We start from the raw sequence: 20,178 nt of genomic DNA on the forward strand, positions 1-20,178 counted from the left end.
CGGGGAAGGAGCGGGAAGCGGGTGCGCAGCGCGCCGAGACCGGTCGCGGCTTGACCCTCTGTGCCCGGGCGGTCAAGTAGAGGGACTGCGTGGCAGTGCGGTGTGAACCCCCGTCACGCATGGATTGAGAACAAGGACAGGCGAATGGCGCGAAAGCCGAGATCAGCGGGCGGTGCGACCGCTCCGGTGGAAAGCGACGAACGGGAGCGGTCGAAAAAGGTGTCCAGCCTGCGGTCGCTCTGGCCCTTCATGGCGCCGTACCGGATGCTGATCTTGGCGGCCATTGGCGCGCTGATGCTGACGGCGGCCGTGTCGCTGACCCTGCCGCTGGCCGTGCGCCGCGTGGTCGACAATTTCCGCGGCACCAATGCCGAGATGCTGGACCAGTACGTGCTGGCCGCGCTGGGCATCGCGCTGGTGCTCGCCCTTGGCACGGGGCTGCGCTATGCGCTGGTGACCCGGCTGGGCGAACGGGTGGTGGCCGATATCCGCATGGCCGTCTTCAACCGCGTGCTGTCGATGAGCCCGGCCTTCTACGAAAAACTGATGACGGGCGAGGTGCTGAGCCGGATCACCACCGACACGACGCTGGTGCAGTCCGTTCTGGGCTCGTCGGCGTCCATCGCGCTTCGGAACATCCTGATCCTCGTGGGCGGGCTGGCGCTGATGATGGCGACCTCGATGAAGCTGTCGGGGCTGGTGCTGCTGCTTGTGCCCGCCGTGGTGGTGCCGATCCTTGTGCTGGGGCGGCGCCTGCGGAAGATCAGCCGCGAGAACCAGGACTGGATCGCGGCGTCCTCCGGCAATGCGTCCGAGGCGCTGAACGCCGTGCAGACGGTGCAGGCCTTCACCCATGAAGGCCTGAGCCGGGCCTCCTTCGGCGAGATGACCGAGACATCCTACCGCGTATCGCTCGACCGGATCCGGACGCGGGCGTGGATGACGGTGATCATCATCTTCCTCGTTTTTGCCGGGATCGTGGGCGTTCTGTGGATCGGTGCGAATGACGTGCGCACCGGCGTCATGACCGACGGGATGCTGATCCAGTTCGTGATCTATTCGGTGATGGTCGCGGGCTCGGTCGCGGCCCTTTCGGAAATCATGGGCGAATTGCAGCGTGCCGCGGGCGCGACCGAACGGCTGGTGGAACTGCTGGCGATCGCGGACAGCGTGAACGACCCCGCCGCCCCGCAAGCCCTGCCGCAGCCTGTGCGGGGAGAGATCGTGTTCGACGATGTCGTGTTTCGCTACCCCTCGCGGCCCGAAACCTCGGCGCTCGACCATGTCTCGCTGACCATCCGGCCGGGTGAGACGGTGGCGTTCGTGGGCCCGTCGGGCGCGGGCAAGACGACGATCCTGCAGATGATCCTGCGGTTCTACGATCCCGAAAGCGGCGCCGTGAAGCTGGACGGTGTTGCGCTGACCGACCTTGCCCGCGGCGATTTCCGGCAGTCGCTGGCGCTGGTGCCGCAGGACCCGATGATCTTCGCCGCCTCGGCGCGCGAAAACATCCGCTTCGGCCGCCCGGATGCCACCGATGCCGAGGTGGAGGAAGCCGCACGCACGGCGGCGGCGCATGATTTCATCGCGGCGCTGCCCGAAGGCTTCGATACGTATGTCGGCGAACGCGGCGTGATGCTGTCGGGCGGTCAGAAACAACGCATCGCGCTGGCCCGCGCGATCCTGCGGGACGCGCCGGTGCTGCTGCTGGACGAGGCGACGAGCGCGCTTGATGCCGAAAGCGAACGTGCGGTGCAGCAGGCCATCGACGAATTGCGCAAGGGGCGGACGATGCTGATCGTGGCGCACCGGCTGGCAACGGTGAAGAAGGCCGACCGGATCGTGGTGCTGGAGGCCGGTCGCATCGTGGCGCAGGGCAGCCATGACCAGCTTGTGGCCGAAGGCGGGCTTTATGCGCGGCTGGCCCGGTTGCAGTTCACGGACGGATCGGCAGCCGCCTGATCGGGGTTGCGCGGCCGGGGATCGCGCCCTCGCGCGGGCCCGCCCGCCCACCCGGCGGCCGCCTGCGGCCTCCGCCACCCGCACTCAGGCGCGCCCGGAATCGGCTCAGCCGGGATCCCGCTGCCGCTTCTTTCATCCTTTCCGGTGGCAGCCTTGCAGGCCTCTGCTTTACCCGCGGACATCCCGCGGCAACTCTTGCGCGCGGACCGCTTTGGCAGCATCCTGCCCGGCAACACGCCGCGTCACTGACGGGCCTCTTTGGGAGGAGAGAGAAATGCGCACCATCACCAGCCTGGCCGACGTCGAATCCATCGAGTCAGAGATGCCATGGAACGAGCGTCCCGTACCGAAGACGCTGTACCAGATGCTGAAGCGCACGGCCGACGCGTATCCGACCCACAAGGGCGTCACCTTCCAGTTGCTGTCCGGCCCCACCGACAAGGCCGAGACGCTGACCTGGAAGGAGATGCATGACCGGTCCGTGCAGGCCGCGAACCTCTTCCGGTCGCTGGGCGTAGGCGAGGGCGATACGGTGGCCTACGTCCTGCCCAACTGTAATGAGACGGTGATATCGCTTCTGGGCGGGGCCATTGCCGGCATCGTCAACCCGATCAACCCGCTGCTGGAACCGGAACAGATCGCCTCGATCCTGCGGGAGACGAAGGCCAAGGTCGTCGTCACCCTGCGGCCCTTCCCGAAAACCGACGTGGCCGAGAAAGTGGCCGAGGCCGTGCGCCACGCGCCGGGCGTCAACACGGTGCTGGAAGTCGACCTGAACCGCTACCTGACGCCGCCAAAAAGCTGGATCGTGCCGCTGATCCGGCCCAAGATCGAAACCAAGGCGACCCATGCCGATTACCTGAACTTCCGTGCCGAGCTGGCCAAGCAACCGACGGAACTGACATTCGCCGACGCGACCGAAGACCGGGTCGCCTGCTATTTCCACACCGGCGGCACGACAGGCATGCCCAAGGTGGCGCAGCATTCCTACAGCGGGATCGTCTACAACGGCTGGCTGGGCGGCGACCTGCTGTTCCGGGCGGGCGACAACGTGATGTGTCCGCTGCCCCTGTTCCATGTCTTTGCCTGTCACGTGATCCTGATGGCGGCCGTCTATTCCGGCGCGCACGTGATCTTCCCCACGCCGCAGGGCTACCGCGGCGAAGGCGTGTTCGACAATTTCTGGAAGCTGAACGAACGCTACCAGACGACGTTCATCATCACCGTTCCCACCGCCATTTCCGCCTGCATGCAGCGCCCTGTCGATGCCGATATCTCGTCGGTGAAGACGGCATTCTCGGGCTCGGCCCCCTTGCCGCTGGAACTCTTCAAGCGGTTCGAGGAGGCGACGGGCGTCACCATCATCGAAGGCTACGGGCTGACGGAAGCCACCTGCCTTGTCTGTGGCAACCCGCCGGAAGGCGAGAAGAAGGTGGGCTCGATCGGGCTGCGCTACCCCTATACGCAGGTCAAGATCATCAAGGGCACGGCCGACGGCCCCGTCGAATGCGGCGTGGACGAGGTGGGGGAGATCTGCATATCGAACCCCGGTGTCCGGGCCGGGGGGACCTATACCGAGCATGACAAGAACAAGGATCTCTACTACTTCGACACCTTCCTGCGCACGGGTGACCTGGGCCGGATCGACGCCGACAGCTATGTCTGGATCACCGGCCGCGCGAAGGACCTGATCATCCGGGGCGGCCACAACATCGACCCGGCCGAGATCGAAGAGGCGCTGCTGGGCCACAAGGCCGTGGCCTTCGCCGGTGCCATCGGCCAGCCCGATGCGCGGGCGGGCGAACTACCCTGTGCCTATGTCGAGCTTGTGGGCGGGGCGAGTGTCACGCCGGAAGAACTGATGGAGTATTGCAAGGTGCACGTCCACGAACGGGCGGCGCATCCGAAGCATATCGAGATCCTGGACGAACTGCCCAAAACTGCCGTCGGCAAGGTGTTCAAGCCAGACCTGCGCCGCAGCGCGATCACCCGCGTCTACAACGAAGCGCTCGAGGCCGCCGGGTGCGACGCGCGGGTCGTGTCGGTGGTCGAAAGCAAGAAGCTGGGTCTTACGGCGCAATTGGAGCGCAACGGCGCGGATCCGGAAAAGGTGAAGCATGTCCTGGGGGAATTCACCCGGCCGTGGGAGTGGGTCGACGACGCCCAGGCGAAGAAGGCCGCGCCCGAGGTCGCCTGAATGAAATACGACTCCCTCATCGATGCCGAGACCTGGGCCTACATCCGGGAGGTGGGAAGCCTCTACCCTGAAGATGCCGTGGAACGCGACATCGCCGGCCAGCGCGAGATCTACGACCGGATGGCGGCCCATTTCCACCAGGGCTATCCCGAGGGGGTCGAGACCGAGGACCTGACCGTCGACGGCGTGACGATGCGCGTCTACACCGCCGGCGCGCCGGTGGGCACGGTGCTGTTCTTCCACGGCGGCGGGTTCGTCGTGGGCGGGCTGGAAAGCCACGACGATGTCTGCGCCGAATTCTGCGCGCAGACCGGGAACCGGGTGATCTCGGTCGATTACCGGCTGGCCCCCGAACACAAGCACCCGGCCGCCTATGACGACGCGATGGCGGCGCTGACATGGGCGTGCAAGACCTTCCCCGACGACGACATCGTCCTGGTGGGCGACAGCGCGGGCGGCAATCTTGCCGCGGCGGTGGCGCATGGCACGCGGTGCAAGGGGTTCCGGATCGTGGGGCAGGTGCTGATCTATCCCGGCCTTGGCGGCGATCGCTCGCTCCCGTCCTATACCGACCATGCGCAGGCGCCGATGCTGACGCGGGACGAGGTTCAGTTCTACGAGAACATCCGCCTGTCCGACGGGCAGGATGTGCGGGGCGACCCGTCCTATGCGCCGCTCTGGGACACGAATTACAAGAGCCTGCCGCCGACGGCCATCTTCACCGCCGATTGCGATCCGCTGCGCGACGATGCGCTGCAATACCGCGATCGCCTGCGCGCGGCGGGCGTGCCGGTCTACTGGAAGAACGAGGACGGGCTGGTCCATTCCTTCCTGCGCGCCCGCAACATGTCGGCGCGCGCCCACGCGGCCTTCGAACGCATCGTCCTTGCCATCGAGGCGCTGGGGCAGGGCATCTGGCCCTACGACGAAGACGAGTAGTATCCGTGGGGCGCCGCCTGCGTGAACGGCAGGCGGTGGGGGCCTCGTTCCTTTCGCTGGCGTCTGCCCGGTCGCCACGGTCGCCCGGTGCCGGATGCAAGCCGACTGGTGGCATTCCGACCTGTAGGCAGCAAAATCTTGCTGATTTCCAAGCGCTTGGCGGCGCGGATCCGCTGCCCGGTTTGCACCGTCGGGCGCAAATACCTAGCTCTGTTTGCAGCGAAACAGATCAAGCGAAGGAAACCGCATGACCTTTACGACGACATTGAAAGCCGGCGCCGTGGCCACCGTTCTTGGGCTGGGCGGGACGGCCGCGCTGGCACAGGCGGCCGATTACAGCGACGCCAAGCTCGACGATTTCGTGACGGCCGCGCTTGAGGTCAGCCAGGTGACAGCGCAGGCGCAGCAGGATCTTCAGGCCGCCCAGACCGATGCGGAGCGTCAGCAGATCACGACCCAGGCCCAGGCCGAAGCGCAGGCCCATATCGAGGAGACGGACGGCATCACCGTCGAGGAATACGTATCGATCGGCCAGGCGCTGCAGAACGATCAGGATCTCGCGGACCGGATCAACCTGATGGTGGCCGAACGGACCAAGCAGGACTGACGCGCACCGCGATGCGTCACGTCCAGGGGCCCGGCATCATGGCAGATGTCGGGCCCTTCTTTTTGCCGGCCCGGCCGCCCGGCAAGTCTACTCGGTGACGTGGACCGCGATTTCCATGTGCGGCATCGCATGGCAGAGGATCTGGAAGTTGCCCGCGCTCGTCAGTTCGATATCGAAGTGATCGCCGTTCTCGAAGATGTGCTTCACGTCGAACTGGTGATCCTCGTCGGTCGAATAGAGCTGGTGCGCTTCGTCTTCGTCCATGTGGTAGAACGCGACGGTATAGCCGACCTTGGCGTTGATCTGGTAGGTGGACGCCTTGCCATCGGTGAACACGATCGGATGCACCGTCTGGGCGAGGGCGGGGAGGCTGCTGAACGCCGCGAAAGACGCCAAGGCGGCGATGAACGAAATATGCATGGGTGGGGTCTCCTCCTGAGTTTACGTAGCGGAAGCCTTAAAACGACCCGATCCGGATCACCCAAACGAAAAGTCCGCCCACCGGGGTCGTGGGTGTTTCCCCGCCCTTCCGGTGCCGGACATACACAAGACGCACCTGCCGACCGAAGCGGGAGGCGCGGAGATCAGTTCCCCGCGCTCTCCATCCGGCGGTGTTCGATGACGTCTTCCAGCCAGCCCAGCTCCATCTCGGGGACGGAGGACAACAGCAGGTCGGTATATGCGTCGAAGGGCGGGGACAGCACCTGCGTCTTGGGCCCATAGCGGACGACTTCGCCCTGGTACATCACCGCGATGCTGTCGGCGATGGCCTTCACCGTCGCCAGGTCGTGGGTGATGAACAGGTAGGCCACGTTCTCTTCGGCCTGCAATTCCAGCAGCAGCTTCAGGATCCCGTCCGCCACCAGCGGGTCGAGCGCCGATGTCACCTCGTCACACAGGATCAATTGCGGGTCGGCGGCCAGCGCGCGCGCGATGCACACCCGCTGCTTCTGCCCGCCCGACAGTTCCGCCGGATAGCGATCAAGAAAACCATCGCCCAGTTCGATCTTTTCCAGCAGCTCGGCCACGCGCTTGCGCTTCGCCGCGCCCTTCAGGCCGAAATAGAACTCCAGCGGCCGGCCGATGATCGTGCCCACGGTCTGGCGCGGGTTCATCGCGGTGTCGGCCATCTGGTAGATCATCTGGACCTGCCGCAGGTCATCCCGCGTGCGGCCCGGCATGGCGGGCGAAAGCGTGCGCCCGTCGAAGGTGATCTGCCCGTCCGAAGGCGTCAGCAGTCCGGTGATCACGCGCGCCAGCGTCGACTTGCCCGATCCGCTTTCGCCCACCACGGCCAGCGTCTGGCCGGGATAGACCTCGACATTGATGTCCTTCAGCACGTCGCGCGGCACACCGCGATAGCGCGCGGTGATGTTTTCGACCTTCAGGACAGGTTCGCCCTTGGGCGCCTTCTCCACGTGCTGGATCTTGCGGACCGAGACCAGCGCGCGGGTATATTCCTCGCGCGGGGAGTTGATGATCTGGTCGGTCTCGCCATATTCGACCGTCTCGCCATGGCGCAGGACCATGATGTGATCGCTGACCTGTGCGACGACCGCCAGGTCGTGGGTGATGTAGATCGCGGCCACGCCGGTTTCGCGGATGGCGGTCTTGATGGCGGCCAGAACCTCGATCTGGGTGGTCACGTCAAGTGCGGTGGTCGGCTCATCAAACACAACCAGATCCGGCGCGGGGCAGAGCGCCATGGCCGTCATCGCCCGCTGCAATTGCCCGCCCGAGACCTGATGGGGATAGCGCGATCCGAAGGTTTCGGGATCGGGCAGGCCCAGCACGCGAAACAGGTTCACGGCGCGCGCCTCGGCCTCCGACTTGGACATGCGGCCATGTTCCAGCGTCGCCTCGATCACCTGGTCCATCAGCTTGCGGGCCGGGTTGAAGGCGGCGGCGGCGGATTGGGCGACGTACGTCACCTCGCCCCCGCGGAGGCTGCGCAGATCCTTCTGGCGGCTCTGCAGGATATCCCGGTCGTTGACCAGCACCTCGCCGCCGGAGATCTCGACCCCGCCACGGCCATAGGCCAGCGCGGCCAGCCCGATGGTAGACTTGCCGGCGCCGCTTTCGCCGATCAGGCCCAGCACCTTGCCCTTTTCCAGCGTGACCGAAACACCCTTGACGATCTCCAGCCATTGCGGCGGTTCGCCCGGCGGATAGGCCGTGGCGCCGATCTTCAGGTCGCGGATGGTCAGAAGTTCGCTCATCCGCGGCCCCCTTTCAGAGATGTGGTCCGGTTCAGCACCCAGTCAGCCACAAGGTTGACCGAGATCGACAGCGCCGCGATGGCCACGGCCGGGTAGAGCGCGGCCGGAATGCCGTAGACGATGCCCTCCTTGTTCTCCTTCACGATCCCGCCCCAGTCGGCCAGCGGCGGTTGCACGCCAAGGCCAAGGAACGACAGGGTCGAGATGAAGAGCACCATGAAGATGAACCTGAGCCCCAGTTCCGAAACCAGCGGCGACAGGGCATTGGGCAGGATCTCGCGGAAGATGATCCAGTTGCGGCCCTCGCCGCGCAATTGTGCGGCCTCGACGAAGTCCATCACGGTGATGTCCACGGCGACGGCCCGCGACAGGCGGAAGACGCGGGTGGAATCGAGGAACCCCATGACAAGGATCAGCACGCCCACGGTGACGGGCATGACCGACAGGACAACCAGCGCGAAGATCAAGGACGGGATCGCCATCATCAGGTCGACGAAACGCGACAGCGCCTGATCGGCCCAGCCGCCCAGCACGGCGGCCAGGAAGCCCAAGATCGAGCCCGTCAGGAACGACAGCAGCGTCGCGGCGGCAGCGATGAAGATTGTCGTCCGCCCGCCATAGATCAGGCGCGTCAGCAGATCGCGCCCGATATTGTCGGTGCCCAGCAGAAACTTGTCGGAGGCCGGTTCCCACACGTCGCCCACCACTTCGGCCATGCCATAGGGGGCGATGAGGGGGGCGAATATGGCGGCCAGGAAGAACGCCACGGTGATGACCAGCCCAAGGCCTGCGGCGATTGGTACGCGCATCATGCTGCAGCCCTCCCGTTGCCGGTGATCAGGCGCCGCGCGCCCGGAAAGGTCGCCGGATGCGGAGCGGCCGGCGGGGTGGACGGGTGGGGCCCGATATGCGTGCTGACGGGAGCGCGGCCGTCACGCTGCGTGAGCCCGCTCATTTCGGGTGCCTCAGGCGCGGATTGGACAGGATCGCCACGATATCGGCCACCATGTTCAGCCCGATATAGACGGCGGCAAACAGAAGCCCGCATGCCTGCACCACCGGCACGTCCCGCTTCGACACGTGATCGACCATGTACTGGCCCATGCCGGGATAGACGAACACCACCTCGACCACGACGACGCCCACCACAAGGTAGGCCATGTTCAGCATCACAACGTTCACGACCGGCGCGATGGCATTCGGGAAGGCGTGTTTCCAGATGATGGTGAAGCGCATCAGGCCCTTCAGCTCGGCCGTTTCGATATAGGCCGATTGCATCACGTTCAGGATCGCGGCGCGGGTCATGCGCATCATGTGTGCCAGCACCACCAGCACCAGCACCAGAACGGGGATCGCGATCGCGTTCAGTTTCTGGCCCAGCGACATGCCGTCATAGATCATCGACATAGACGGGAACCACCGAAGCTTCACCGCGAAGATGAAGATCAGAAGATAGCCCACCAGGAATTCCGGCAGCGAGACAGAGGCGAGCGTGAATCCCGAAATCACCTTGTCGGGCCAGCGGTCGCGAAAGCGCACGGCGGTCAGGCCCAGGATGATGGCCAGCGGCACCGCGATGACGGCGGCCCAGAAGGCAAGGAACAGCGTGTTGGAAAGCCGGGATTTCACGGAGGTCGCGATATCCATCCCGTTGGTCAGGGCCGATCCAAAATCGCCCTGCACCGCGCCGCCCAGCCAGTTCAGGTAGCGTGTCAGGGCTGGCTCGTTCAACCCAAGCTCGGCTCGCAGATTGGCCAGCGCCTCGGGCGTGGCGCTTTGTCCCAGGATTTCCTGCGCGACATCGCCGGGCAGCATCGAGGTGCCCACGAAGATCAGGATCGAGGCGGCAAACAGAAGAAGCAGGCCCAGCGCAATGCGCTGGACCAGAAGTTTGACAACAAGCGCCATCTAGGCGGCGACCCACATTTTCGACGGGCCGTACATGTTCATCAGGTCATAGCCCCGCTGACCGTCGACCCAGCCGGCCACCCGGTCGGATGTGGCGCCCAGGAAGTCGTTGAACATCGGGCAGATCAGGCCGCCCGTCTCGTTCAGGATCAGGCCCATGTCGGCGTAGATCTCCTTGCGCTTGGCCTCGTCCAGCTCGGCGCGTGCGGCGATCAGCATCTGGTCGAATTTCGGATCGTCGAACCGTGTGTCGTTCCAGTCGGCCGTCGACAGGTACGCGGTCGAGAACATCTGGTCCTGCGTCGACCGTCCGCCCCAGTAGCTGGTGCAGAAGGGCTTGGCGTTCCAGACTTCCGACCAGTAGCCGTCATTGGGTTCGCGCTTGATCGTCAGGTCGATGCCCGCCTTGGCCAGCGATTGCTGGAACAAGGCCGCGGCATCGGGCGCACCGGGGAACGAGTTCTCCGACGTCCGCAGCAGGATCTCGCCATCGTAATCCGCCTTCTTGAAGTGGAAGGCTGCCTTGTCGGGATCGTATTCCCGCTGGGGCAGGGCGGTGTACAGCGGATAGCTGTCGTTGATCGGCGTGTCGTTCCCGATCGAGCCATAGCCCGCCAGCACCTTGTCGACCAGTTCCTGCCGGTCGATGCCGTATTTCAGCGCCATCCGCAGGTCGTTGTTGTCGAAGGGGGCGGTGTTGCAGTGGGCGATGAACACGTAGTGGCCCGGGCCCTTCGTCGAATGCACGGTCACGTTCGGCGCGCGGTCGACAAGGTTCGCGGTCTGCGGCGGCACGCGGTCGATCATGTCGACCTGGCCCGATTGCAGGGCCGCCACGCGGGCGGTGTTGTCGTTGATCACGATCAGTTCGACCGTGTCGGCATGGCCCAGATCGCCCCAGTAGTCCGGGTTCTTCTCGGCCACGAAGCGCACGCCCATGTCGGTGCTCTTCAAAACGTAAGGCCCGGTGCCGATGGCCGCATCGGGCGCGTCCTTGCCGCCATTGGGCTGGATGATCAGGTGGTAGTCCGTCATCAGGTAGGGCAGGTCGGCATTGGGCTGCTTCAGCTCGACGATGAAGTTGTCACCATCGACCGACATGCTCTCGATGCCGCGCATCACGCCCAGGGCGCCCGATTTCGTGTCCTCGCCGGAATGGCGTTCCATCGTGGCCAGCACGTCTTCGGCCGTCACGCTCTTGCCGTTCGAGAACGTCGCATCGGTGCGGATCTTGAAGGTCCAGGTCTTGGCGTCGGCGGACGCCTCGTAGCTCGTCGCCAGTTTCGGCTCGAGCCCGCCGAAGGGGGCCAGTTCCAGCAGCGGTTCGCCCCAGAGCCGGATCAGGGCCAGGGCAACGGTATTGGTGGCCAGCGCCGGATCCAGCGAATCCGAGGTCGATCCCCCCTGGATACCCATACGGATCGTGCCGCCTTTCTGCGGGCCGGCGGCGATGGCCGCGCTCGAAAGTGCGAAGTTCGCGGCAGCGGCGGTGATCCCCAGGGCGGCCGCGCGTCCAAAGAAGGCGCGCCGAGTCATCCGGCCGGCGGTGACGCGTGCGGCCAGGTAGTGTAGCTGATCGTTCATGAAATCCTCCTGCGACCCCCACAGGGGTCCGTCATTGTCAGTCCTGACGAATGCGCATGAGCATGCCGATTTCACCCCATCCCGCAAGGGGGGACGGCCCGTAAGCCCGCCAAAGCGGCCTTTTGTGTTGCGCCAAGCCGCGCTGCGGGCTGATTAATCTACTCTGAAGTGTCCATCCAGATCGTCACCGGCCCGTCATTGACCAGCGCGACCTGCATGTCGGCGCCGAACCGGCCGGTTTCGACCGCAATCCCCTGACCGGCAAGCGCGTCCGCGAAATAGGTATACAGGCGTCGCCCGTCCTCGGGCGCCGCGGCCGTGGAAAAGCCCGGCCGGTTGCCGCGTTTCGTGTCGGCGGCAAGGGTGAACTGGCTGACCACCAGTGCCCCGCCCCCGATGTCCAGAACCGACCGGTTCATCCGCCCGTCCTCGTCGGGGAAGATGCGCAGCTTGGCGATCTTTGTGGCCAGCCTGTCCGCCTCGGCCTCGCCGTCGCCCTGCATGGCGCAGATCAGCACCATGAGCCCGCGTCCCGTCTGCCCGATCACCTCGCCCTCGACGGTGACGGATGCACTGCTGACCCGCTGCAACAACGCCCGCATCGCTAGCCCCTCCAGTCGATGATATCGGCGACATCGGCCCGCGCGGTGCGAAAACCGTTGGCCGGATGGTCCGGATCCTCGTACCCGAACGAGATCGCGCACAGGATCAACCGGTCGTCCGGAATGTCGAAATACCCATGCAGGAACGGCCCGTAGGCCGCGACAGCCGCCTGCGCGATACTCGCCACCCCGCGCGCCTGCGCCGCCAGGGTGAAAGCCGCGACAAAGCCCCCGCAATCCACACCGCCATAGGGCCCCAGCTCCGCCGGGCTCGACAGGATCGCGCAATGCGGCGCGCCGAAGAGAGAGAAGTTCTCCATCGCCTGCCGGGCCGAAGCCTCGCGGTCGCCTTTCTCGATGCCCACCGCCTTGTACAATTGCCAGCCACAGGTCCGCCGCCGTTCCTGGTAGACACCGGAATACCCCGTCGGCGGGTCCATGTCCGGCTTCGGCGCGCCCGAGCCTACTTCGGCCATCAGCGCCGCGCGAAACGCATCCGTCTCGGCGCCCGAGGTGATCACCACCTGCCACGGCTGGGCATTGCACCACGATGGCACCTTGCGCGCGGTGTCCACGATCGCCTCGATATCCGCCCGCGGCACCGGATCGGGCCGGAACCCCCGGCAGGAATAGCGTGCAGCAAAAAGCGCATCGAGCGCCGCGGGATCGACCGACATGACAAACCTCCGACAAAACCGTCGCCAGACTGACCCTCCCCAGGGCCACTCGCAACCCGCAACGCCGCGTACTTTGGCGCTGTCTCCCTTGTTCTTCTTTCCGAAAATACTCCGGGGGGGAGCCCGGCACGGGCGACGGGGGCAGCGCCCCCACCACGCCGACAATCCGTCACCCGGCCCCGTAGGGTGCGTGGTCCCCACGCACCGCCCCCGGCTACTGGCTGTTGGCGATCACGAACCCGGCAATCCCGGCCACGATCAGCCCCAGGACAACCGCGATCATGATCTTCACCGTCGACCACGGCCGTTCGCCCTGCACCCGGCCGGTGCGCCCGTTCACGACGAAGCGATAGGTCTCGCCCCGATACTTGTAGGCGGCCAGCCAGACCGGCAGCAGGATGTGCTTGAAGGTCACATTGCGTACATCCGTCTGGATCGAATGGATCCGCTGCTGATCGCCGCCGATGTCGAAGCGCACGTCGCGTTCGATCACCCGGGCCATGTGGGCGCGCGCCTCGGTGTAGCCGGTCTCGATATCCACCGTGTAGCCTTCGGCGCGGAAGCCGGCCAGGAATTGCGGCTGGTAGGGCACCAGCGCGTGCAGGTCCCACGGCTCCAGCGCATCGGTGAATTTCTTGGGCAGGCTTTTCGAGGCCAGCACCAGCACGTCGTCGAAGAACCGCGACACGCGGCCCCGCCGGGGCGACCAGCGCACGCGGGCCACCTGGGTCTGCACCGGCTTCCCGTCACGCATGACGGTGCGGGTCTCGTAATAGACCACCCCCCGCTCGCCACGGTATTCCGAGGCAGTGTCGGCGTCGAAGGTCCAGTAGGGCACGTAGATCCCGTCCATCTTCCGACCCTTGCGCGCATAGGCCTGCAGGCCGTTGGGCGCGAACCACAACCGGCCCAGCCAGTCGTTCATCGCCTTGTGCGCGGTGCGTTCGTCCAGCGCGAAGGGCAGCACGCCGCGCGGCTTGATCAGGCGCTCGGTGCCCGTGTCCACAACGACGGGGGTCGCGCAGAACGGGCATTCGGCGGCGTGGGTCGCCGGGTCGAATTCGAAATGCGCGCCGCAATTGGGGCAGGCAACGCCGCGGGTCTCGGCCATCTCCGCGTCGGGCAGTTCGTGGGCGACCGCGCTGTTGAAATCCAACTCGCGCAGTTTCGCGCCGCCCCAGGGGCCCGCGCCCACATGTTCGGTATGGCCGCAATGGTCGCATTTCAGCTCGCCCGCGACGGGGTCGAACCGGTAGTCGGCGCCGCAGTTTTCACAGGGAAAGCGATGCTCGGCCTCGGGCCTTGCCGGGCCGGTCGACGGTGGGGGAGGCGGAGGGGTGTCCGGCATGAAGGTCGGGATCTCCTGTCGTCAGGTCCGCGGGGCAAACGTGTCCGCGCCGCCAGAGCCGGGCCGAGACCGAAAGGCGTTGCGCTTATGCCCCGGGGGGCGGGGGCGGCGGCATGACGGTGAAAAGCTGCGCCAGCGTGGTCACGTCCTCGGCCTTCATCCAGCCGTCCTGTCCCGCGGTCCAGACGAACGTCTCGCGCTTGAGCGCGCCTTCGGCCGCCATGCGGCCCAGGTCGGCGCGGGAAAAGGGCCCCTTGGTCGCGCCGTTCTCGGCTACGTGCCAGACCTGGTCCGGCGGCGGGGGAGGCGGTGGCGGAGGCGCGGCGGCAGCCGGTTGCGGGGCTTGCGCGGGTTGCGGGGCCGCGCCCCACGGTCCCACGGCGCCCGTCATCTGCTGCGCCATGCCCAGCCCGATCCCGGCGCCCATCCCCGCGGCCATGCCGCCGCCAGAGGGGTTCTGGGCCGCGGCGGTCATGGCTTCGGCGGCGGCGAACTGGGTGTACTTGCCCAGATCCCCGGCAATGCCCATCGACGTCCGCTGATCCAGCGTCTTTTCCACCGCCGGGGGCAGCGAGATGTTCTCGATGTAAAGTTCAGGCATCGACAGGCCGTAGCTTTCCAGCGTGGGCGCGATCTGGGCGGCCACCAGCTTGCCCAGGTCGGCGGTGTTGGCCGCCATATCCAGCACCGGGATGCCGGAAGACGCCACCGAGCGGCTGAACTCTTGCACGATGATGTTGCGGATCTGGTAGCTGATCTCGTCCATCGTGAATTCGCCGTCGGTGCCCACGATTTCGGTCATGAACTTCGCGGCGTCGGCCACGCGGATCGTGTAGGTGCCGTAGGCGCGGATGCGCACTGGGCCGAATTCGGGATCGCGGCAGATGATCGGGTTCTTGGTGCCCCATTTCAGGTCGTTGAACCGCGTCGTGGCGATGAAGTAGATCTCCGACTGGAACGGGCTGCGAAAGCCGTGATCCCAGTGCTGGAGCGTCGTCATGATCGGCATGTTGTTCGTTTCGAGCATGTAGAGCCCGGGCTTGAACACATCCGCCATCTGGCCTTCGTGGATGAACACGGCCACCTGGCCTTCGCGTACGGTCAGCTTGGCGCCGTACTTGATCGCGTGTCCTTCGCGTTCGAACCGCCAGACCATCGTGTCGCGCGTGCTGTCGGTCCAGCCGATGACGTCGATGAACTCGCCGCTCAGGAATCCGAATAGGCTCATGTCTCGCTCCTGTCGTTTGGCGCTCAGAACGCGGCCGGCGGTGCCAGCTCCAGCGCGATCTGTTCGACCATTGGCCGGGCCTCGTCCACGGTCATGCCGGGTTTCAGGCGCGGATCATAGAGTATTTTCAGCAACTGTTCGTCATGCGTTGTCAGCTGCGCGAATTCGTCGTCGTCATTGAAGATAGACGGACGCGCGCCGGGGCTGTCGTTGCGCAGGCCCAGCCCTTGGGCCAGTTCCTCGTGCAGGCAGGCGCGGCGCATCAGGTCGGGCTGTTCGGCCCGCACCAGCGACACGGCCGTCGCGGTGACATAGGGGGTGTCGGACGCCGGGTGCGTCACAACCTGGCAATGCCGGCTATCGGGCAGATCGCGGAACAGTGCCAGTTCCGTCTCGCTGATCCCGGGCATCAGCATCTTGAGCTGTTTCTGGACGTAGGCCTTGTCGTCCTCGGTGCCAACGAAGACAATGAAATTGCCGTCCCGCTGCACGGACGTGACGGGATGGCCGGTGACTCGGGCCAACCGTCGGACATAGGCATTGAATTGCGCGCGGTCGGTGGTGCGGACATCGTCGGGCACCATCGGGCCGAAGCGCAGTTCGACCTTCACCGGCAGTGCCCACCGGGACAGCCAGCCGTCGGCGCGCCGGGCAGACCCGCCGCGGGCATATTCGTCGTAGAAGGCGATGGCCTCGAAATTCGTGGCCAGGTCCCTGGCGGTGAAAGGCGTATCGGGCCCGCCGCCATCGACGCGCAGCAGGCCGCGGGCCAGAAGATCGCGCTGCATCTCGGCATAGCGCGCGCTCAGCACCTGGCTTTCCGCTGACGGGCTTGTACGGGCGGCGGGGGCTGCCGGGGCAGCAGGCGCCGGCGCGGCAGTGGTTTCGGGGGGTGTTTCCCCGGGCAGCAGATCGCAACCGACCGCCGACAGGCCGGACAAGGTGGCGAGAATCAGGCCGAACCGCTTCACGTTGAACCCTGCCTTCGTCCTCAGGAGGGGACGGACGTCGCCGCATTGTCGCCCACGCCGTCGCCCCGCGCCTTGGCCGATTTCAGCGTGTCGCGCAGGTCGTTCTCCATCTGCTGGAGATCCTTTTCGGCCGCCGCGCGCTTGGCCTTGCCTTCGTCCGCGATCTGCAGGCTTTCCTGGATCGTGCCGATCAGGTCGGCATTGGCCTGCTTGACCGCCTCGATGTCGAAGACGCCGCGCTCCATCTCCTTGCGGATCTGCTTGTTGCTTTCGCGCAGGTTGGCCGCGTTGGCCGTCAGCAGATCGTTGGTCAGGTCGTTGGCCTCGGACACGGCCTTCGACGCCTCGGCCGACCGCTGGATCGTGACGGCCTGCGCCAGCTGGGTTTCCCACAGCGGCACGGTGTTCACGAGGGTCGAGTTGATCTTCGTCACCAGCGACTTGTCGTTTTCCTGCACCAGCCGGATCGAGGGCAGGGACTGCATCGTCACCTGCCGCGTCAGCTTCAGATCGTGCACCCGGCGTTCCAGATCGTCGCGCGCGGCGCGCAGGTCGCGCAGCTCCTGCGCCTTCATCACCTGCTGGTCCTCGGGTGCGGCATCCACTTCCGCCGCGAGCCGGGGAATGTCCTGGTTGTCGAGTTCTTCCAGCTTCTCGGTCCCGGCCGCGATGTAGAGCGCGAGTTCGTCGTAGAAGGTCAGCGTCTTCTCGTAGAGCAGATCCAGCGACTTGATGTCCTTCAGCAGCGCATGTTCGTGGCCCAGAAGTTCATCGGTGATCTTGTCGATCTGCGCCTGCACGGTTTCGAACTGGGCGGTGAACTTGGCCATGCCCGAGGCCTTGCCCATCAGCCGCTGCCAGAAGCTGGGCTTGTTGTTGGGGTCCAGCTCGTCCACCGAAAAGCCCCGGATGGCCGACACGATCTCGCGCAAGCTGTCGCCGGCCGGGCCCACGTCCTTGTTGCGCACGCCGCTCAGCATGTCCTGGCTGATCTGCTGCAATTCCGCCTGGCTGCGCGACCCGAACGAGATGATCGAATTCGTGTCCCCCATGTCGATTTCGGCCATGCGCTTTTCGATTTCGGCGCCCACCGGCCCCTCGGCGTCCTTTTTCGACACGATGCTTTCCGGCTCGACCGGGACAGGCAGTTGCGCCTGGGTGACCTCTTCAACGGCGGCAACGGATTGCGCGGCCTTCTTCTGGATGGTCTCGGACATGGGACTTGCTCCTTTGGGGCAGAGTTCTATTCGGTGGCCACGCCTTCGCGTTGCAGGCGTTCCCGCAGCACGTCGATCTCGATGTTCAGATCGCTGCGGTCATCCAGCAGCAGGGTCTTGTTGCGGGCGGCGAAGTTCTTTTCCAGGTCGTCCAGAAGGGCGAGGTAACTGGCACGCGCGTCCGTGCTGCGGTTGCGGCGCCAGACATCGGCGAACTTGATCGTCGCGTCGCGCGCGCCCATCAGGTAGACGGTCAGGTACTTCCGGGCCGTGGCCAGATCGCGCGGATCGTCCTCGACCGTGCGGAACAGCTGGCGCGCGGTGGACTGGAACCGTTCGACCCGGGATACGAGCGCGCGGTCACCCGTCGTCTCGATGGCGGTTTTCATGGCTTTCAGGTACTCCTCGGCCTCGCCCACGGCGGTGGCGACGCGGGTCTTCTGAAAGCTGTCGGCGCCCTCCATCCCCTTGTCGCGCAGCGGGTCGATGCCAAAGGCCGCGGAATGCAGGATCGTGGCGATCACGCCGTAAAGCAGCGGCCCCGCAAGGCCCGGCTCGAACCGATAGGCCGCGATGGCGACGCCTGCGCCGGTCAGAAGGCTGGCAGCCATCTTGCGCGGAAAAGCCGGGCGGCGCGCGACGCGGCGGTCGTTGTAGGCGGCTTCGGCCCGCAGGCCCTCGCGCAGCAGCCAGTTGCCCAGCGTCAGGCTCGCCGCGGCGATGATGGCCAGAAACAGGCTGACGGCACTGCCCAGCGACATCAGAAGCAGCGGCAGCGCCGGGAGAAACAGGAAATTGGCCTTGAACCCGACAGGATCGACCCTTGCCCCGGCATAGGGATTGGCCGACGCCTCGTGCATCGCCGGATCGTCGTCGCCTTGCGGGGAATACTTGCCGCCGAAGCGCTGCGCCATGGTCAGAGGCCCCCGACCAGCCCGGTACACACGCCGAACATCACCACCACAAGCAGCGCGTAGGCTATTCCGCGAATCGCCGATCCCGACATGTTCGTGTCCCCTGAGCTTCCCTCGTTCCCGCCCGCACCGCCGCGTTTTCGCGTTCAGGTTGCGGGCGCGCCGTCAGGAGTTACGTAGGTGACGCAAGGCGTTCTGGCTAGGGGGCGCGCGGCTTTCGACCGGGTTTTGCCCCTGCCGGTCGATCACGTTTCTGCGGATCCTTGCCGATGCTGGCGCGATGCACCTTGCCCTTGGGGGCCGCGCCATCGCGTTTCACGGGCGCACCGCGGGCCGGCTTCCCGCCCGGGCGGGCCGGTTTCTTCTTGGCGGTTCCAGTGGGCTCGGGCTCTCCCTTGGCCACGCCCAGCTGGTCGCGCAGGATCTTGGTGCGCACTTCCTCGACCGCGCCCTGGGCCAGCTGGCCCAGCTGGAACGGTCCGTAGGACACCCGGATCAGCCGGTTCACGGCAAAGCCCAGGGCCTCCATCGCGCGGCGGATCTCGCGGTTCTTGCCTTCGCGCAGACCGATCGTCAGCCATGCATTGGCGCCCTGCTGGCGGTCCAGCGTCACCATCATCGGCAGGTATCTTTGCCCCGCCACGACCAGCCCCTTGCGCAGCGGTTCGAACGCGCTGTCGTCTGGCTGGCCCTTGATCCGCACGCGGTAGCGGCGCAACCATCCTGTCGACGGCAGTTCCAGCTTGCGCTTCAGCTCGCCATCGTTGGTCAGCAGCAACAGGCCTTCGGAGTTCAGGTCGAGCCGTCCGACCGTCATCACCCGCGGCATCTCGGGCGGGAGATCATCGAAGATCGTGGCGCGGCCCTGTTCGTCGCGCGCCGTGGTCACCCGGCCCGCGGGCTTGTGATACAACCAGACGCGCGCGGGCTCGGCCGCCTTCAGGGGCTTGCCGTCCACGGTGATCTTGTCGGCGGCCGTCACGTTCAGCGCGGGACTGTCGATCTTGGCCCCGTTCACGGTGACACGGCCGGCGGTGATCATGGCTTCGGCATCCCGGCGCGAGGCAACGCCTGCGCGGGCAAGAACCTTGGCGATACGGTCGCCGGGAGGAGGGAGCGTGGACATGGCCCGTCCCTACGCCAGTTCCGGCGATTGCGGAAGGGGGCAGGGCGGGGCTAGATGGGCCATGGGCTTCACATCCTACATGGACATCGCGCTGGACGAGGCTCGCGCGGCAGCAGCGCGCGGCGAAGTGCCCGTGGGCGCGGTGCTGGTCTCTCCGTCGGGCGAGGTGATCGCCCGCGACGGCAACCGCACCCGCGCCTTGTCGGATCCGACGGGCCACGCTGAAATCCTGGTCCTGCGCGCGGCCTGCGCCGCGGCGGGATCGGAACGTCTGCCGGATCACGACCTGTGGGTCACGCTGGAACCCTGCGCAATGTGCGCCGCCGCGATCGCCGCGGCGCGGATCCGCCGCGTGTACTACGCGGCCGCCGACCCGAAATCGGGCGGCGTGGCCCATGGCGCCAAGGTCTTTTCCCACCCGCAAAGCCACCACGCGCCTGAAATTTACGACGGGATCTCGGCGCGCGAGGCGGAAGCGTTGCTGAAGACCTTCTTTGCCACGCGCCGCGCCTGAGGCGTTCGCCTTGCCGGATCTCTCCTGATCGGCCGAACGCGCCGGCGTCTCCGTCGGATGCCTCCGGCGGGAGTATTTGGGAAAAGAAGAAACAGGGGACGCGCCCTGATTTCTTTGGTCTCGAAATACCTCGGGGGGAGTCCGGGCCGGAGGCCCGGGCGGGGG

Annotated in this window: 18 protein-coding genes; 5 read left to right on the forward strand and 13 right to left on the reverse strand. The window is 66.1% G+C overall.

Translation table 11 applies throughout. The features are described 5' to 3' along the window. Positions 1 to 144 precede the first annotated feature (144 nt). The 4 genes from D4754_RS13385 (at position 145) to D4754_RS13400 (ending at position 5,705) form a co-directional block, all read left to right on the forward strand. Positions 145 to 1,962, forward strand: coding sequence for an ABC transporter transmembrane domain-containing protein (locus D4754_RS13385; protein WP_121064369.1), 1,818 nt, complete (start codon positions 145 to 147; stop codon positions 1,960 to 1,962). A 274-nt stretch (positions 1,963 to 2,236) separates the two neighbouring features. Continuing rightward, positions 2,237 to 4,159, forward strand: a complete 1,923-nt coding sequence (locus tag D4754_RS13390) for an acyl-CoA synthetase (RefSeq protein ID WP_121064371.1) — start codon at positions 2,237 to 2,239, stop codon at positions 4,157 to 4,159. After that, a complete protein-coding gene (locus D4754_RS13395; RefSeq protein ID WP_121064373.1) occupies positions 4,160 to 5,098 on the forward strand; it encodes an alpha/beta hydrolase in 939 nt (312 codons plus the stop codon). Positions 5,099 to 5,345: 247 nt separating this feature from the next. Beyond that, positions 5,346 to 5,705, forward strand: a complete 360-nt coding sequence (locus tag D4754_RS13400; RefSeq protein WP_121064375.1) for a DUF4168 domain-containing protein — start codon at positions 5,346 to 5,348, stop codon at positions 5,703 to 5,705. An 87-nt stretch (positions 5,706 to 5,792) separates the two neighbouring features. On the opposite strand, the gene D4754_RS13405 is transcribed toward D4754_RS13400, so the two are convergent. The 13 genes from D4754_RS13405 to D4754_RS13465 form a co-directional block, all read right to left on the reverse strand. Beyond that, positions 5,793 to 6,125 carry a hypothetical protein gene (locus tag D4754_RS13405; protein WP_121064378.1) on the reverse strand — a complete coding sequence of 111 codons (333 nt, stop codon included), beginning with the start codon at positions 6,123 to 6,125 and terminating at the stop codon, positions 5,793 to 5,795. 164 nt (positions 6,126 to 6,289) lie between these two features. After that, positions 6,290 to 7,924, reverse strand: coding sequence for an ABC transporter ATP-binding protein (locus tag D4754_RS13410; protein ID WP_121064380.1), 1,635 nt, complete (start codon positions 7,922 to 7,924; stop codon positions 6,290 to 6,292). Then, positions 7,921 to 8,736 (reverse strand): ABC transporter permease, encoded by an 816-nt coding sequence (locus D4754_RS13415; protein WP_121064382.1) that lies wholly within the window; start codon positions 8,734 to 8,736, stop codon positions 7,921 to 7,923. The genes D4754_RS13410 and D4754_RS13415 overlap by 4 nt, the downstream gene beginning before the upstream one ends. 139 nt (positions 8,737 to 8,875) lie before the next feature. Further along, positions 8,876 to 9,832: an ABC transporter permease gene (locus tag D4754_RS13420; RefSeq protein WP_121064384.1), complete on the reverse strand. Its 957-nt coding sequence runs from the start codon at positions 9,830 to 9,832 to the stop codon at positions 8,876 to 8,878. After that, positions 9,833 to 11,416 (reverse strand): ABC transporter substrate-binding protein, encoded by a 1,584-nt coding sequence (locus D4754_RS13425; RefSeq protein WP_121064386.1) that lies wholly within the window; start codon positions 11,414 to 11,416, stop codon positions 9,833 to 9,835. Positions 11,417 to 11,574: 158 nt separating this feature from the next. Continuing rightward, positions 11,575 to 12,018 carry a D-aminoacyl-tRNA deacylase gene (gene dtd, locus D4754_RS13430; protein WP_121064388.1) on the reverse strand — a complete coding sequence of 148 codons (444 nt, stop codon included), beginning with the start codon at positions 12,016 to 12,018 and terminating at the stop codon, positions 11,575 to 11,577. 2 nt (positions 12,019 to 12,020) lie between these two features. Next, the gene (locus D4754_RS13435) at positions 12,021 to 12,695 is read right to left on the reverse strand and encodes a nitroreductase (RefSeq protein WP_121064390.1); all 675 of its coding nucleotides are present in this window, start codon (positions 12,693 to 12,695) and stop codon (positions 12,021 to 12,023) included. A 214-nt stretch (positions 12,696 to 12,909) separates the two neighbouring features. Then, entirely contained in the window at positions 12,910 to 14,043 is a 1,134-nt protein-coding gene (locus D4754_RS13440) for a TFIIB-type zinc ribbon-containing protein (RefSeq protein ID WP_121064392.1), read from the reverse strand. Positions 14,044 to 14,128: 85 nt separating this feature from the next. Further along, the gene (locus D4754_RS13445; RefSeq protein ID WP_121064394.1) at positions 14,129 to 15,271 is read right to left on the reverse strand and encodes an SPFH domain-containing protein; all 1,143 of its coding nucleotides are present in this window, start codon (positions 15,269 to 15,271) and stop codon (positions 14,129 to 14,131) included. Between the two features lie 23 nt (positions 15,272 to 15,294). Beyond that, the gene (locus tag D4754_RS13450) at positions 15,295 to 16,242 is read right to left on the reverse strand and encodes a DUF2927 domain-containing protein (RefSeq protein ID WP_240453883.1); all 948 of its coding nucleotides are present in this window, start codon (positions 16,240 to 16,242) and stop codon (positions 15,295 to 15,297) included. Between the two features lie 20 nt (positions 16,243 to 16,262). After that, positions 16,263 to 17,459, reverse strand: coding sequence for a toxic anion resistance protein (locus tag D4754_RS13455; protein ID WP_121064396.1), 1,197 nt, complete (start codon positions 17,457 to 17,459; stop codon positions 16,263 to 16,265). 26 nt (positions 17,460 to 17,485) lie between these two features. Then, positions 17,486 to 18,373: a 5-bromo-4-chloroindolyl phosphate hydrolysis family protein gene (locus tag D4754_RS13460; RefSeq protein ID WP_121064398.1), complete on the reverse strand. Its 888-nt coding sequence runs from the start codon at positions 18,371 to 18,373 to the stop codon at positions 17,486 to 17,488. 199 nt (positions 18,374 to 18,572) lie between these two features. Then, positions 18,573 to 19,499 (reverse strand): pseudouridine synthase, encoded by a 927-nt coding sequence (locus D4754_RS13465; protein WP_121064400.1) that lies wholly within the window; start codon positions 19,497 to 19,499, stop codon positions 18,573 to 18,575. Positions 19,500 to 19,560: 61 nt separating this feature from the next. Between D4754_RS13465 and D4754_RS13470 the strand changes: the two genes are divergently transcribed. Beyond that, on the forward strand, positions 19,561 to 20,013 hold the full coding sequence (locus D4754_RS13470; RefSeq protein ID WP_121064402.1) for a nucleoside deaminase: 453 nt from the start codon (positions 19,561 to 19,563) through the stop codon (positions 20,011 to 20,013). Positions 20,014 to 20,178 lie beyond the last annotated feature (165 nt).

The organism is Chachezhania antarctica (genome assembly GCF_003646465.1).
Taxonomy (GTDB): domain Bacteria; phylum Pseudomonadota; class Alphaproteobacteria; order Rhodobacterales; family Rhodobacteraceae; genus Chachezhania; species Chachezhania antarctica.

Coding starts and splice junctions, on each gene's coding strand:
- D4754_RS13385 (WP_121064369.1), top strand. CDS start 145: ATGGCGCGAAAGCCGAGATCAGCGGGCGGTGCGACCGCTCCGGTGGAA.
- D4754_RS13390 (WP_121064371.1), top strand. CDS start 2,237: ATGCGCACCATCACCAGCCTGGCCGACGTCGAATCCATCGAGTCAGAG.
- D4754_RS13395 (WP_121064373.1), top strand. CDS start 4,160: ATGAAATACGACTCCCTCATCGATGCCGAGACCTGGGCCTACATCCGG.
- D4754_RS13400 (WP_121064375.1), top strand. CDS start 5,346: ATGACCTTTACGACGACATTGAAAGCCGGCGCCGTGGCCACCGTTCTT.
- D4754_RS13405 (WP_121064378.1), bottom strand. CDS start 6,125: ATGCATATTTCGTTCATCGCCGCCTTGGCGTCTTTCGCGGCGTTCAGC.
- D4754_RS13410 (WP_121064380.1), bottom strand. CDS start 7,924: ATGAGCGAACTTCTGACCATCCGCGACCTGAAGATCGGCGCCACGGCC.
- D4754_RS13415 (WP_121064382.1), bottom strand. CDS start 8,736: ATGATGCGCGTACCAATCGCCGCAGGCCTTGGGCTGGTCATCACCGTG.
- D4754_RS13420 (WP_121064384.1), bottom strand. CDS start 9,832: ATGGCGCTTGTTGTCAAACTTCTGGTCCAGCGCATTGCGCTGGGCCTG.
- D4754_RS13425 (WP_121064386.1), bottom strand. CDS start 11,416: ATGAACGATCAGCTACACTACCTGGCCGCACGCGTCACCGCCGGCCGG.
- dtd (WP_121064388.1), bottom strand. CDS start 12,018: ATGCGGGCGTTGTTGCAGCGGGTCAGCAGTGCATCCGTCACCGTCGAG.
- D4754_RS13435 (WP_121064390.1), bottom strand. CDS start 12,695: ATGTCGGTCGATCCCGCGGCGCTCGATGCGCTTTTTGCTGCACGCTAT.
- D4754_RS13440 (WP_121064392.1), bottom strand. CDS start 14,043: ATGCCGGACACCCCTCCGCCTCCCCCACCGTCGACCGGCCCGGCAAGG.
- D4754_RS13445 (WP_121064394.1), bottom strand. CDS start 15,271: ATGAGCCTATTCGGATTCCTGAGCGGCGAGTTCATCGACGTCATCGGC.
- D4754_RS13455 (WP_121064396.1), bottom strand. CDS start 17,459: ATGTCCGAGACCATCCAGAAGAAGGCCGCGCAATCCGTTGCCGCCGTT.
- D4754_RS13460 (WP_121064398.1), bottom strand. CDS start 18,373: ATGGCGCAGCGCTTCGGCGGCAAGTATTCCCCGCAAGGCGACGACGAT.
- D4754_RS13465 (WP_121064400.1), bottom strand. CDS start 19,499: ATGTCCACGCTCCCTCCTCCCGGCGACCGTATCGCCAAGGTTCTTGCC.
- D4754_RS13470 (WP_121064402.1), top strand. CDS start 19,561: ATGGGCTTCACATCCTACATGGACATCGCGCTGGACGAGGCTCGCGCG.